This window comes from Paracoccus benzoatiresistens, assembly GCF_026913015.1.
Lineage (GTDB): Bacteria > Pseudomonadota > Alphaproteobacteria > Rhodobacterales > Rhodobacteraceae > Paracoccus > Paracoccus benzoatiresistens.
Genome location: NZ_JAPTYD010000004.1, coordinates 176,637 through 189,262, shown reverse-complemented (window position 1 = coordinate 189,262; position 12,626 = coordinate 176,637). Strand labels below are relative to the sequence as shown.

Annotated in this window: 12 protein-coding genes; 3 read left to right on the top strand and 9 right to left on the bottom strand. The window is 66.4% G+C overall.

The window, feature by feature from the left end; translation table 11 throughout:
- The first annotated feature begins 274 nt into the window (after positions 1-274).
- Positions 275-2,083 carry a tetratricopeptide repeat protein gene (locus OU682_RS05485; protein ID WP_268941066.1) on the top strand — a complete coding sequence of 603 codons (1,809 nt, stop codon included), beginning with the start codon at positions 275-277 and terminating at the stop codon, positions 2,081-2,083.
- Positions 2,084-2,268: 185 nt separating this feature from the next.
- Here OU682_RS05485 and OU682_RS05480 read toward each other — a convergent pair whose 3' ends face one another.
- The 7 genes from OU682_RS05480 to OU682_RS05450 form a co-directional block, all read right to left on the bottom strand.
- Positions 2,269-2,655, bottom strand: coding sequence for a response regulator (locus OU682_RS05480; protein ID WP_268941065.1), 387 nt, complete (start codon positions 2,653-2,655; stop codon positions 2,269-2,271).
- Entirely contained in the window at positions 2,648-4,117 is a 1,470-nt protein-coding gene (locus tag OU682_RS05475) for a sensor histidine kinase (protein ID WP_268941106.1), read from the bottom strand. Before OU682_RS05475 ends, OU682_RS05480 begins: the two co-directional genes overlap by 8 nt.
- The gene (locus OU682_RS05470; protein ID WP_268941064.1) at positions 4,047-5,465 is read right to left on the bottom strand and encodes a PAS domain-containing protein; all 1,419 of its coding nucleotides are present in this window, start codon (positions 5,463-5,465) and stop codon (positions 4,047-4,049) included. The genes OU682_RS05475 and OU682_RS05470 overlap by 71 nt, the downstream gene beginning before the upstream one ends.
- A gap of 271 nt (positions 5,466-5,736) precedes the next feature.
- Entirely contained in the window at positions 5,737-6,435 is a 699-nt protein-coding gene (locus OU682_RS05465) for a response regulator (RefSeq protein ID WP_268941063.1), read from the bottom strand.
- Entirely contained in the window at positions 6,428-6,673 is a 246-nt protein-coding gene (locus OU682_RS05460) for a hypothetical protein (protein ID WP_371832207.1), read from the bottom strand. The genes OU682_RS05465 and OU682_RS05460 overlap by 8 nt, the downstream gene beginning before the upstream one ends.
- Positions 6,637-8,088: a potassium-transporting ATPase subunit KdpA gene (gene kdpA / locus OU682_RS05455; protein ID WP_268941062.1), complete on the bottom strand. Its 1,452-nt coding sequence runs from the start codon at positions 8,086-8,088 to the stop codon at positions 6,637-6,639. Before kdpA ends, OU682_RS05460 begins: the two co-directional genes overlap by 37 nt.
- 1 nt (position 8,089) lies before the next feature.
- The gene (locus tag OU682_RS05450; RefSeq protein ID WP_268941061.1) at positions 8,090-8,179 is read right to left on the bottom strand and encodes a potassium-transporting ATPase subunit F; all 90 of its coding nucleotides are present in this window, start codon (positions 8,177-8,179) and stop codon (positions 8,090-8,092) included.
- 295 nt (positions 8,180-8,474) lie between these two features.
- On the opposite strand from OU682_RS05450, the gene OU682_RS05445 reads away from it, so the two are divergent.
- Both OU682_RS05445 and OU682_RS05440 read left to right on the top strand, forming a co-directional pair.
- Entirely contained in the window at positions 8,475-9,167 is a 693-nt protein-coding gene (locus OU682_RS05445; protein ID WP_268941060.1) for an SDR family NAD(P)-dependent oxidoreductase, read from the top strand.
- 134 nt (positions 9,168-9,301) lie between these two features.
- The gene (locus tag OU682_RS05440) at positions 9,302-9,946 is read left to right on the top strand and encodes a ceramidase domain-containing protein (RefSeq protein WP_268941059.1); all 645 of its coding nucleotides are present in this window, start codon (positions 9,302-9,304) and stop codon (positions 9,944-9,946) included.
- Between the two features lie 88 nt (positions 9,947-10,034).
- Here OU682_RS05440 and ppk2 read toward each other — a convergent pair whose 3' ends face one another.
- Both ppk2 and OU682_RS05430 read right to left on the bottom strand, forming a co-directional pair.
- Positions 10,035-10,880: a polyphosphate kinase 2 gene (gene ppk2, locus OU682_RS05435; protein ID WP_268941058.1), complete on the bottom strand. Its 846-nt coding sequence runs from the start codon at positions 10,878-10,880 to the stop codon at positions 10,035-10,037.
- On the bottom strand, positions 10,843-12,573 hold the full coding sequence (locus OU682_RS05430) for a SulP family inorganic anion transporter (RefSeq protein WP_268941057.1): 1,731 nt from the start codon (positions 12,571-12,573) through the stop codon (positions 10,843-10,845). Before OU682_RS05430 ends, ppk2 begins: the two co-directional genes overlap by 38 nt.
- Positions 12,574-12,626: the final 53 nt, after the last annotated feature.

Genomic DNA, 12,626 nt, shown 5'->3' with positions numbered 1-12,626 from the left:
GCATCCGGGCGGGGGGAGGGGCGCGGGCGACCCCTGCGCCCGGGGTCTTTCGTGTTGCTCCGGACGCCCGGGCGGTGGTCCGTGACTTCATGGATCGTTGCCTTTCTTCTTTGGCCGAATGCCCGGAGCTTTCCGGTGTCTCGACCCAAGGGCGTGAGGTCGGCCCTCACGGATGTGAGGAGCGGCGCCTCACGCCTTCGCTGCCCCGCCCTGTGCTTGATTTGCTGTCGGCCGGTGCTACAATCTTTGGCGTCCTCATCCTGATGAGCGTCCGATGCGGCATGGAAGCGCGGTTCTGGTCGTCCTGCCCTTCCAGACCCCGAGCAGCACGGGGGCCGAGGCTATGCTTTCCCAGGGCCTGCTCGAGGACATCACCGGCGAACTCAGCCGCTTCGCGACGCTGCACGTGCTGGCCTGGAGCGTTGGCGCCGCCGTCGCGGGCCTTTCCGACGCCGAGATCCGCGACCGCCTGGAGGTGAGCCATGTGCTGCGCGGCAGCCTCCGCCGCGCCGGCGAGCGGCTCCGCGTTGCCGTCGATCTGGTCGACTGCGTGGCCGGGACGCCCGTCTGGAGCGAGCGGTTCGATTTCCCCGCCGAGGACCTGTTCGAAGTCCAGGACGACGTGGTGGCCCGCATTGTCGCGACGCTTCACGTCAGGCTCGAGCAGGCGGCCCTTGTCGAGGCGCGGCGTCGCCCCGCCGAAATGGCCGCCTATGAGCTGACACTCGAGGGTTTCGCCAGGCTCCGGGAGGGAACGCTGGAGGCCGACGAGGCCGCGCGCGACCTGTTCGAGCGCGCCATCCGGGTCGATCCGCACTATGCCCGCGCCCATGCAGGGATCGCGCTCAGCTGGTTCAACGAGTGGAGCTGCCAGTTCTGGGACCGCTACGAGGAAAGCGCCCGGCGCGCCTATGCGAGTGCTCACGGCGCGCTGGCGCTGGACGATCGCGATGCCCATCTTCATCACATCCTTGGCAAGCTGCACCTTTTCCGCCGGGACTGGGAGCGCGCGTCATGGTACTTCGACCGCGCCTTGCAGCTTTGCCCGAACGATGCCGAACTGCTGATCGGCCAGGCGGTCTGGGAAAGCTATCTGGGCCGGCCCGCGGCCGGCATCCGCCTTGCCGAGCGGGCGATGCGCCTCAATCCGTGTCATCCCGGCTACTATCCCGGTGCCGCGGCGCTTACGCATCTGCTGATGGGGGACTTCGGCACCGCGGTCGATCTTGCCAGGCGTTCGACCGGCATGATCTACGTCGACACACCCGCCTTCTGGGCGGTGGCCTGCGCGCATCTGGGCCGTATCGGCGAGGCTCGCAGCTATTTCTCGCAATACGAGGCGAACTTCCGCGACAAGATCCTGTTCGGGCGCGCGCCGCAGCCAGGGGAGGCGGTGCGCTGGTTCTTCGACAACAATCCCTTGCGCCTCGGGGAACACAGGGAGCTGATGATGGAAGGCTTTCGCCGGCTGGACGCGCCACTGCCCCTGTCCAAGCGGCCCGCGACCCGGGATGCAGGGTCCGTATCGCGTTTCGCCCGGGTCGGCCAGGGATGGGTCGTCGCATTCGAGGGCAGGCAGGCCCTTCTGCCGGATCTCAAGGGATTTTCCGACATCTGCCGACTGCTGGAGCGCCCGGGCGAGGAGGTGCATTGCCTCGACCTGGCCGAGCGCCTGCCGGCCGAGCATGGGGGCGACGCCGTGCTGGACGACCGAGCGCGTGCGGCACTCAAGGCGCGGATCCGCGACCTTCAGGAAGAGATCGCAGACGCGGAGGAGCGCAACGACATCGGCCGCACCGAGCGGCTCAGGAACGAATTCGAAACCCTTGTCGAGACGCTGTCCGACGCGCTAGGCCTTGGCGGGCGCAGTCGGCGGCTCGGCAGCCTGGCCGAGCGCGCGCGCACGACCGTCACCTGGCGCATCCGCCATGCCGTCAAGCGGGTCACGGCCGCGCATCCCGAGCTTGGCCGTCACTTCGCTCATACCCTGCACACCGGCACCTTCTGCTGCTATAATCCCGAGCGCAGCGTAGCCTGGCGGCTGACGCCCGATCCGGCGGCAAGCCTGGCTCTTGGAGCCTGACGCCTTGGCCATGATCCTGACGCCGGCGAGTGCTTCCGCCTTTAGAAATCGTATGAACTTCCTGCGGTAAAAATCTGCTTGCGAAAGGATTTCTTCCGGACGTGGTCCGTCTTACCTGTCTGCACGGCAATCATGACGATCCCAACCGACATCGAAGGGACGCAGCCGCCGCCGCATGCAGTCGATCAGCCCGGCCAGAGGTTCAGGTGGCGCAGGGTGACGGGCTTTTCGGCCCGGGCGACACCGGCATAGGCGGGTGGGATCGCCCTTAGATCGTAGCCGGTGGCAAAGACGAAGGGGATGCCCATCTCGCGCAGCAGGTCGGCGATGGGCCAAGCCATCTCGCCTTGCAGGTTGATGTCGAGAATGGCCATGTCGGGTGCGCGTTCGCGGCGCAAAAGCTCCAGAGCCTCGGCCACGGTGGGCACCGGCCCCAGCACCTCCGCACCCTCGCGCTCGAGCTGATCACGCAGATCCTCGGCCAGCATGTATTCGTCCTCGACGACCAGGACGCGCCGGCCCCGGAACGGGGATGTGGCCGGAGGCCCGGATGATGGGGTCCTGTCAGGCATTCTTCTTCTCCATGTCCATGCCGCCCGCATCCGGCGCCGAGGAAAGCGGCAGGATGATCGTGCAGCGCACCCCTCCGGGCGCAAGTTCGTAACTCGTCTCGGCCTTGAGCTGGTAGGGAAGCGCCCGCTCGATCAGTTCCCGGCCATAGCCGCGCCGACGAAGCGGCTTGCCGTCAATGGTCCCGCCGCCCGGGGCCGTATCGGGCATTGCAACCTCAATCCCCGTCTCGCGCCAGTTGACCAGCAGCCGCCGCTGGCCGTCCGGGCCGGGAACAAGTCTCCAGGAAATGTCCAGCCGCCCCTCGGGCCGGGACAGCGCGCCGTATTTCAACGCGTTGGTGGCAAGCTCGTGAAGGCCCAGGGCCAGCGTCTGCACCTGCGAGGAGCGCAGCCGCAAGCCCCTGGGGCCCTGCAGGCTCACCTGCAGTCCCTGGTCGCTGCCGTCGATCACGCCATGGCCCCTGAGTTCGGTGCGGATGAGTTCGTCAAAGGTGATGCGGTCGCCTTCGTTCAGGCGCGAAAGAAGTCCGTTCACCCGGGCAAGCGCCCCCAGCCGGTCGCGGATGCGCTCCTGGAAATCCTCTAGCGAGGACGATCCGGCCAGCGTCCTGTCGGTCACGCTCTGCACCACGGCCATGAGGTTGCGGGTGCGGTGCTGCAACTCGTGGACAAGCACCTGGAGCCGCTCTGCGGTGGCCTGCTCCTCGGTCGCGTCATGGCCCACGCCGCCGATGCGGGTGATGTGCCCGGCCGCGTCGCGGATCGGGAAGTCGGTGTCCCGCAGCAGGCGGACTTCGCCGTCCGAGGGACGGATGATGCGATAGTCGAAGACGACCCGCTCACCCTGGCGGGCCTTCTCGATCTGGTCCCGGGCGCGCTTGCGGTCTTCCGGCAGGATCAGGTCCAGCCAGTTCGCCATGGTGTCGCCGCGCAGCGCCGCCTCTCGGGTGATCCCGTAGATGCGCTCGAAGGCGGGGCTCAGGTATTCCCAGGCAAGCGTCTTGGCGTCGCGGATCCACAGCAAGTCGGAGGACGCCTCGCCAAAGGCGCGAAGCTGCTCCTCGTTCACGCGCAGCGCCCCCTCGGCGCGCGTTCGCTCCACCGCGCCCCAGGTGCGTTCGGCCACGTCATCCAGGGTCCGCAGGTCGTCGGTGCTCCAGTCGCGCGGAACGCTCGAATGCACGCCGATCCAGGCGACCAGACGCCCGCTGCTCATCAGCGGAACCGCTGCCCAGGCCGCGACGCCGATGGCCGCATAGGTTTCGGGCGCCGCGACCAGTTCGCCCTGGACGCTTGCGTCGGCGACCATCAGCGTGCGCCCGGAGCGGTAGGCGTCGCCCAGAGCGGGCGAGAAGTCCGACAGGCGCATGCGTTCGGGCATGGGCATCGAGTCATGCTCGAACCGCGCCGCCAGGTGAAAGCTGTCGCCGTCTTCCTCCAGCTCGAAGTAGCTCGCGCGCATCACGCCCAGATGTTCGGCCAGCAGCCTCATCGCCGTGGTCTGCATCGCAGCCGGGTCGGTCAGCGGCCGCATGGCATCGGTCAGCTTCAGCAGGAAGGCTTGCCGCGCCTCGCTGGCGCGCAGCGCCGCCTCGACCTCGCGCCGGGTGGTGATGTTCTGAAAAGAGGATGGCTACCCGGGGCGGGCTGTTCTTTGTCCCTCCCCCTCCCTGACCCGCGCCCGCGTCCGTCATGGGAATGACCTGGAAGTCATACCACTGCCCAAGGTTCACGGCATAGCGCTCCAGGCGCTCGGCCATGCCGGTCCGGGCGACACGGTCATAGATCTCCAGCCACTCAGGTTCGGCCCCCGGCATGATCTCGCTCCGCCGGCGGCCGGCGTAGTCGGCCACGCCCGTGAGCCGCGAGGCGGCAGGGTTCCCTTCGACGTAGAGGGCGTCCACGGGCCGCCCCCCGGCGTCATGGATCAGTTCGGCGATCACGAAGCCCTCGTCGATGGCCTCGAAAAGCCGTCGGTATTTCGCCTCGCTCACCCGCAGCCGCTCCTCGGCCGCCTTGCGCTCGGAGATGTCGCGCCAGAAGACCGCCAGCCCCTCGGGCACGGGATAGGCCCGCGTCTCCAGCCAGCGCGCCTGCCCGTTCTCCCAGGTGTAAAGGTGCTCAAACGAAACGGGCCTGCGCTCTTCCATGGCGCGCTTGAGAAGGCGCCCGATCTCGCTGTTCTCGCTTCCCGGGTAGACCTCCCAGTGGGTGCGCCCCAGAATGTCCTCCAGCCGGCTGGTCCCGAGGCGCAGCGCCGCATCGTTGAAGGTCAGGATGCGAAAGTCGCGGTCCATGAGACCGAAGGCCTCGTCCATGCCGTTCAGCACGTTGCGAAGCCGAGTTTCGCTTGCGTGCAGCGCGATCTGCGCACGTTTGCCGCGCACCTTACCCGTTGCATCCACCGTGACGTTGAGAAGACCCGCCACCGTCCCCAATTCGTCCCTCACGGGCGAGCATGAGAAGTCCCACCAGGTTTCTTCTGGATAGCCATGTCGGGTCATCACCAGCGGCATTTCGAAGCGCACCGTCTCACCCGCGAACACGCGCTCGACAAACGGTTCGATTTCCGTCCAGATGTCGGTCCAAACTTCGCGAAACGGCAGACCTAAGGCGCCGGGGTGGCGGCCCCCCAGCATCGGCGCATAGGCATCGTTATAAAGGATGGTCTGCTCGGGGCCCCAGGCCAGCTGCATGGCGTGGCCCGATCCCAGCAGGATGTCCACGGCGGTCCTGAGGCTCTGGGGCCACCCCGCCACGGGGCCGAGCGGGGTCGCGGCCCAATCGTGCTCGCGGATGCGGCGGGCCATCCCGGTCTCGCCGGTTGGCCAGTCTGGAAGGCGCTCGTGTGCAGTCATTTGTCAGGGTTCTGGAATGGAGGGCAAGATCTGGCAACCAGGGGCGAAGCGAAACGTTCCTGGCTATCTGCCCGGCGGGACATGCGACCATAACAGCGCCAGCCTGCCGGGGATCGTCCTGCCTGTCAAAGGGGCCTGTGCATGCCAGCGGCCGTTCTGTTCATGCCCTCACGGCCTTGCCTAGTTGGCGTCACGGCCTGCCCTGACAGGCATCCGGGTGGTTTCACTCGGCAGAGGCAAAGCGGTAGCCTATGCCTGGTTCAGTGAAGATCATCCGCAGGGCCGCCGCGTCATCGCCCAGTTTTTCGCGCAGGTGCCCCACGGCAATGCGCAGGTAGTGACTGTCGCCCAGATGCGCCGGTCCCCAGATGGTCTGCAGCAATTCCCGATGCGTCAGCAGCCGCCCCGCGTTGCGCGCCAGCAGCGCCAGCACGTCGAATTCCTTGCGAGTCAGGCGCACGGGCAGGCCGGCCATCGTCACCGTCCGGGCAGCCAGGTCGATGCCGAGATCGCCATTGGTCATGATAAGCGGGGACCCTCCGGCGCTCCGGCGGCGGACAAGGGCGCGCAGGCGGGCAAGCAGCTCGGCCGGGGCGAAGGGCTTGGTGACGTAATCGTCGGCACCCGCGTCAGGCGCCGCAACGATGTCCGCTTCGGCCGAACGGACCAAGACAACCACGATCGGCACGTCGGACCATTCGCGGATGGCGGCGATCACGGCCTTGCCGTCCATGTCGGGAAGACCGAGATCCAGCACCACCGCCGACGGCGCCCCTGTCGCTGCGCGCTCGATCCCCTCGCAGCCGCGCGCGGCCCCGTCCATGACATGGCCCGCGCCTTCCAGCACGATCCGCAGGAAGCGGCGGATCGGGGCCTCGTCCTCGATCAGCAGCAGGCGGAGCGGCGAAGGTGCGTCAGGCATCGGTGTCCTCGGGTGCTGCGGCGGCCTCGGCGGGCATGTAGACCTTGCCCTCGCGCATCCGCTGGATCGGGTCCTGGGGCGGCAGGTCGATCAGCTTGATCTCGTCAGCCATCTGCAGCACCGTGTCGGGCACGGTTTCCTGCACGCGGACGCCCGTGATGCGGGCCACCAGATCGTTCAGGCTTTCGATGTGCTGGATGTTCAGCGTCGAATAGACGTCGATGCCTGCGGCCAGCACTTCCTCGACATCCTGCCAGCGTTTCGGATGGCCGTCCCCGAGGCATAGGCATAGATCCGTTCGGACAGCCCGTGCGGGCCCGCGTCCTGGACCGAGGCTTGCGCATCGCCGGTCAGGATGGACGACGCCGACAGCACCAGGACGCCCACCGGCATGACCAGCAGCGTCAGGGCCGCAAGCTTCATCTCGCGCGCCTCGATCTTCTTGCCCAGCCATTCGGGCGTGCGCCCGACCATCAGCCCGGCGATGAAGACCGTCAGCACGACATACAGGACCATGCCATAGAAGCCCGCCCCCACGCCGCCATAGATGATCTCGCCCAGAAGCATGTTGAACAGGGGGATCATGCCGCCCAGGGCCATCAGGCTGTCATGCATGGGGCTCACCGCCCCGCAGGACGCGACGGTGGTGGCGACGACGAACAGCACCGTCTGCGCAAGGTCGAAGCGGGTTGCCTTGCCCTCCATGCTCACGCTCGGTTCGGTGATGGCGGCGTGAAGCGGGTTGCCCCGGGCTTCAGCGAAATAGGCGAACAGAAGAACGGCCACGAACATCGCAGTCATCGCGGCGAAGATCACCCAGCCTTGCGGCCGGTCGCCGACCATTCGGCCGAAGAAGAACGGAAAGGCCGCGGGAATGGCCAGGATCGCGTGGATCTGCACCAGGTTCGTCAGCGGGGTGGCGTTTTCAGAGGGATGGGCGGCGTTGGCGTTGAAGAAGCCGCCGCCGTTGGTGCCCAGCATCTTGATCGCCGCCTGGGACGCGACCGGCCCCTGGGCGATGACCTGCTGCGCGCCCTCCAGCGTGGTGGCCGTCACACCCGCCGCCAGCGTCTGCGGCATGCCCTGCCAGACCATCACCAGCGTGATCAGGATAGCGCCGGGCAGCAGCAGATACAGCGTCGCCCGCGTCAGATCGACCCAGAAGTTTCCCAGATCCGCCCCCGACCGCGAGGCAAGGCCCCGCACGACGGCAACCGCCACCGCGATCCCGGTGGCGGCCGACACGAAGTTCTGAACCGTCAGCCCGGCCATCTGGCTGAAATGGCTGACGGTGGTCTCGCCCCCGTGGCTCTGCCAGTTGGTGTTGGTCATGAAGCTTATGGCGGTGTTGAAGGCCCGGCTGGCCTCCATCGCGCCAAAGCCTTGCGGGTTGAAGGGTAGGAAGCCCTGAAGCTGCAGGATCAGATACAGCAGGACGAACCCCGCCGCGTTGAAGGCCAGCACCGCCGCCGCATAGCCTGTCCAGCGCTGGCCCTGGCCCGTGACCCCGGCCGCGCGGTAAAGCGGACGCTCGACAAAGTCCAGAAACCGGACCTGCCCGGTGAAGACCCGCGCCATCCAGGGTCCAAGCGCCATCCCCATCAGGGTCAGTCCCGCCAGGAACAGCGCGAAGAACGTCAGATCGCCAGCCATTTCAGAACCTTTCCGGCGCCAGAAGCGCGATCAGGAAATAGACCAGCAGCACAACCGCAAGGCCGCCCCCCAGCACGAGTTCGATTGTCATCATGCCCTCACAGCCGGTCGGCGCCGCGCACGGCAAGGCCAGCCAGCAGAAACGCTGCAAGCCTGCCCAGAATAAAAAGAATGTCGGACAGCATTCATGCCCCCTTTGCTCAGATGGCGCGAGAATGGGGGCATGATGCGTAAAGCGGCGATATGGAAACCTGACGGAGGCGTAAAGCGGGTGTAAAATCCGGGCCTGTTCTCCGGAAACCCGGGGTGGCAACCCCCACCTTGCCTTGCGCTCTCGCATGGTCTGGGCAAGTCTTCGGGGACTGCGAAAAGGGGTTGATCTTGCCATGACGGATCATGCGACCGGCCGGAGGGCCGTCGTGACAGGTGGAGCGGGGCTGATCGGGCGGGCCATCTGCCAGCGGCTTCTTGATGACGGATGGGAGGTTGCAAGCTTCGATCTTGCGGAAGGCCATGCCGGGCGGCAGATACGCTGTGATATCGCCGACGAAGGCTCGGTCGCCGAAGGTCTTGCCGCGCTTGGCTGGGACCGGCTGGACCTGCTGGTCAACAACGGCGGCAGGACCGGCCCCCTCGATCTCGACCTTTCCACCGCGACCTTGGCGGACTGGAGCGGGTTCATCGACACCCACCTGACCGGCGCATTCCTGATGAGCCGGGCCGTGCTGCCGATGATGGGCGAGGGGGGTTCGATCATCATGATGGCCTCGACGCGGGCTTTCATGTCCGAAGGTGGCGATTTCGCCTATGCCGCCGCCAAGGGAGGCATGATCGGGCTGATGCAGGCCCTGGCCGTGCAACTGGGCCCCAGGGTCCGGGTGAATGCCATTGCCCCCGGCTGGATCACCGATGCCGACGACCTGACCGACAAGGATCACAGCCAGCATCCGGTGGGCCGCGTCGGACGGCCGCAGGACATCGTTGACGCGGTCGGCTATCTGGCAACGGCCGGTTTCGTCACCGGACAGGTTCTGACGGTTGACGGCGGGATGACCCGAAAGATGATCTATGCCGACTAGATTTGTGCCGTGATGCATGCAGACCGCACCAGCACGAGCGTCGGGGTCCGGCGGACTGGCCCGTTGCTCCGGCGCATCCAGGCGCACGGAACCCCTTGCCGCAATGAGGTTGCAACTGATTCTGGCGTGACGCGATGACCTGGTTTTCCCCGACCGATAGCTACTGCGAGCGGACCGGGCCAGAGTACTGGTCCGAGCCGGTCAATGCGGTGACGAACCTCGGCTTCCTGATCGCTGCCGCCGTCATCTGGCCGCGCCTGAAAGGGCGGGACATGGCGATGGGGCGGGCGCTGGCGGCGGTGCTGTTTCTCATCGGCATAGGCTCGTGGCTGTTTCACACCCACGCGAACCGGCTGACCGGGGTGGCGGATGTCCTGCCGATCCTTGCCTTCATCCTGCTCTACGTCTTTGCCGCCACCCGCGATTACTTCGGGGTGCGTCCGTGGGTTGCTGTCTTGGTGACGGCGGGCTTCGTGCCTTATGCCGCCCTGACCGTGCCGATCTTTGCCATGATCCCCGGCCTGGGATCATCGGCGGGTTATGCACCCGTGCCGCTGCTGATCCTGATCTATGCGCTGCTTCTGCGCAGGCGGCTGCCCGACACGGCCCGGGGCCTTGCCATCGGGGCCGGGATCCTGATCGTGTCGCTGACGTTCCGGACCCTGGACCAGCCCTTGTGCGATACCCTTCCCGTCGGCACGCATTTCCTGTGGCACCTCCTCAATGCCCTGATGCTGGCCTGGATGATCGAGGTCTGGCGCCGGCATCGGCTGGCCTGACCGCCGGACCGGCAGGGTCTTGCCGGCAGGTTCACGGACGCGGCTGGTGCGGGCGGCCAAGGCGCAGGGCAAACAAGGGCAACACCCTCTAGAACACGGCCGGCACGAAGTTGCGGGGCGTGCGGTCGGGTGTGTAGTCCTCGGGCTGCTTCTGCCGCTTGCCCAGATCCGGAACGTCGAACTTCACCTTCTTGTAGGGAATGGAAGACAGAAGATGGCTGATGCAGTTGATCCGCGCCGCCTTCTTGTCGTTCGAATCGACGATCCACCATGGAGCGTGCGGGGTGTCGGTCAGGCGGATCATCTCGTCATAAGCCTTGGTATAGTCCCACCAGCGGCGATAGCTTTCGACATCCATGGGAGATAGCTTCCACTGGCGGACCGGATCCTCGATGCGCTTGTGGAAGCGGCGCTCCTGCTCCTCCTCGTCCACGGTCAGAAAGTACTTGAACAAGTTGATCCCGGCCTCGACCAGCAGGGCTTCGAGATGCGGGATCTCCTGAAGGAAGCGCTTGGAGGCCTCCTCGGTGGTGAATCCCATGACACGCTCGACGCCCGGACGGTTGTACCAGCTGCGATCGAATATCACCACTTCGCCGGCGGCCGGCAGATGCTCGATGTACCGCTGCATGTAGATCTGGGACTTCTGCCGGTCCGAAGGCGCGGGAAGGGCCACCACGCGGAACACGCGCGGACTGACGCGTTCGGTGATGCGCTTGATCATCCCGCCCTTTCCGGCCGCGTCGCGGCCTTCGAAGATGATGACGATCCGCGCCCCGCTGGCCTTCACCCAAGCCTGCAGGTTGGCGATTTCGACCTGCAAGCGGGCAAGCTCTGCTTCATAGGCCTTGTTGCGGGCCTTCCTGGCCTCGCCGGGATCCGGCGCGGCTGCCAATTCAGCCTCGGCTCGCTCCTTCTTCTTTTTCTTGTTCACGGCTTTCCTCCCTGCGGTCGGCCTGTTCGAATGCGCGCAGCGCATCCTCCAAGTCATCAAAGATCATGTCTGGGCCGATGTCCCCCAAAAAGCCGGATCGCTCCAGAAGGTCCCGGACATCGGCGTTCAACTCGGCAAGCCCGAAGGCGATGCCGCGTGATGCAAGGTCGTCACGCACTTCCGCAAGCACCGCCGCGGCGGTCGAGTCGATCTGTGAAATCGCCCCGGCGTCAAGGACCAGCCAGCGGGTGCCCGGAGCCGCGGCCTCTGTGATAGCGCGGAACCGGCCTTGCACATGGGTGACGTTGAAAAACAGAAGATCGCCCTGGATGAGCACGATCGCCAGCCCCGGCACGGCCCGGGCATCGGCGCGCCGGTGCAGCTTGTAGAAGCCCTCGCGGCCCGGCACGCGGCCCAGCAGCGCATCGCGTGGATACATCATCTTGCGTAGCAGGTAGGTGAACGTGGCCCCGATGGCGATGAGCACGCCGTTCAGGACGCCGAGCGTGATCGGGGCGACCAGGGCGATCATCGCGAAGGCGAATTCGATCCTGCTGATCCGCCAGATCTCGCGAAGCGCGGAAATGTCTATCAGGCTGAGGGCAGCCGAGATCAGGATCGCGCCGAGCGCCGGAATGGGCAGGATCGACAGGGCCGGCCGCAGGTACAGGATGGTCATCAGCAGCGCGGCGGCGGCCACCACGGCAGCAAGCTGCGAGCGGCCCCCGACACTGGCGTTGATGGCCGTGCGGGAATCCGAGGCGGTGATCGGAAAGGCCGAGAAAAGGCCCGCCGCGATGTTTGCGGCGGCAAAGCCGGTCATCTCGCGGGCGGTGTCGACCGGATAGCCGCCTCGCTGGCCAAAGCTTCGGGCGGTGATGACACCGGCGGCGAAGCTGACGAAGAAGATGCCGAAAGCGCCAAGGAGAAGCTGTGCGGCTGAGGCTCCTCCGGTGCTGGGAAGGGCAAGCGCGGGAATTCCGGGCGGGATGTCGCCCACGGTGGCGATCCCGTAGCCCTCCATGTCCAGCAGCGCCGACAGGATGATCGCGAGCACGACCACGATGACAGGTCCGGGAATGGGCAGGCGAACCAGGCGGGAGATCTGGAGAATCGCGAACATCGCCAGCGCCATCGCCAGGGTGGGCCAGTGAATCTGGTCCGCCTTGCGGACGAGATCGACAAACGGGGCGACAAGCCCGTCGGAGGTGACCGGGGCCCCGGTGACGCGCTTGAGCTGGCCGATGATGATGGAAAGGGATATTCCCGCGAAGAAGCCTACCAGGATCGGCCGCGACAGGAAGGTCGAGAACACGGCGAAGCCGAGCGCCCGGCCGCCAAGGTAAAGCCCCCCCACGATCAGCGCGAGCATCGCGGCGACGGCGGGACGGTCGGCATCCCCGAGGGTGGTGATGCCGGCAAGGACCGCCGCCGTCACGGTGATGGTCGCCGCGTCTGGACCGACGATCAGCTGCCGCGAGGGACCGAAGACCGCATAAGCCAGAAGCGGCGCGATCGAGGCATAAAGGCCGGTCTCGGGGGGCAGCCCTGCAATCGCCGGATAGGCGATCGCGCTTGGCAGGCCCACGGCGGCGATCGCGAGTCCGGCCGGAAAGTCCGTCTTCAGCCACTTCAGCCGATAGCCCTGAAAGCTGGCAAGTATCGTCCGGGATGTGGATTCGACGGATACCATGCCCAGTTTCCCCGAAACTGCCGACACATTCGAACCCACGCGCCGAGAAAGCC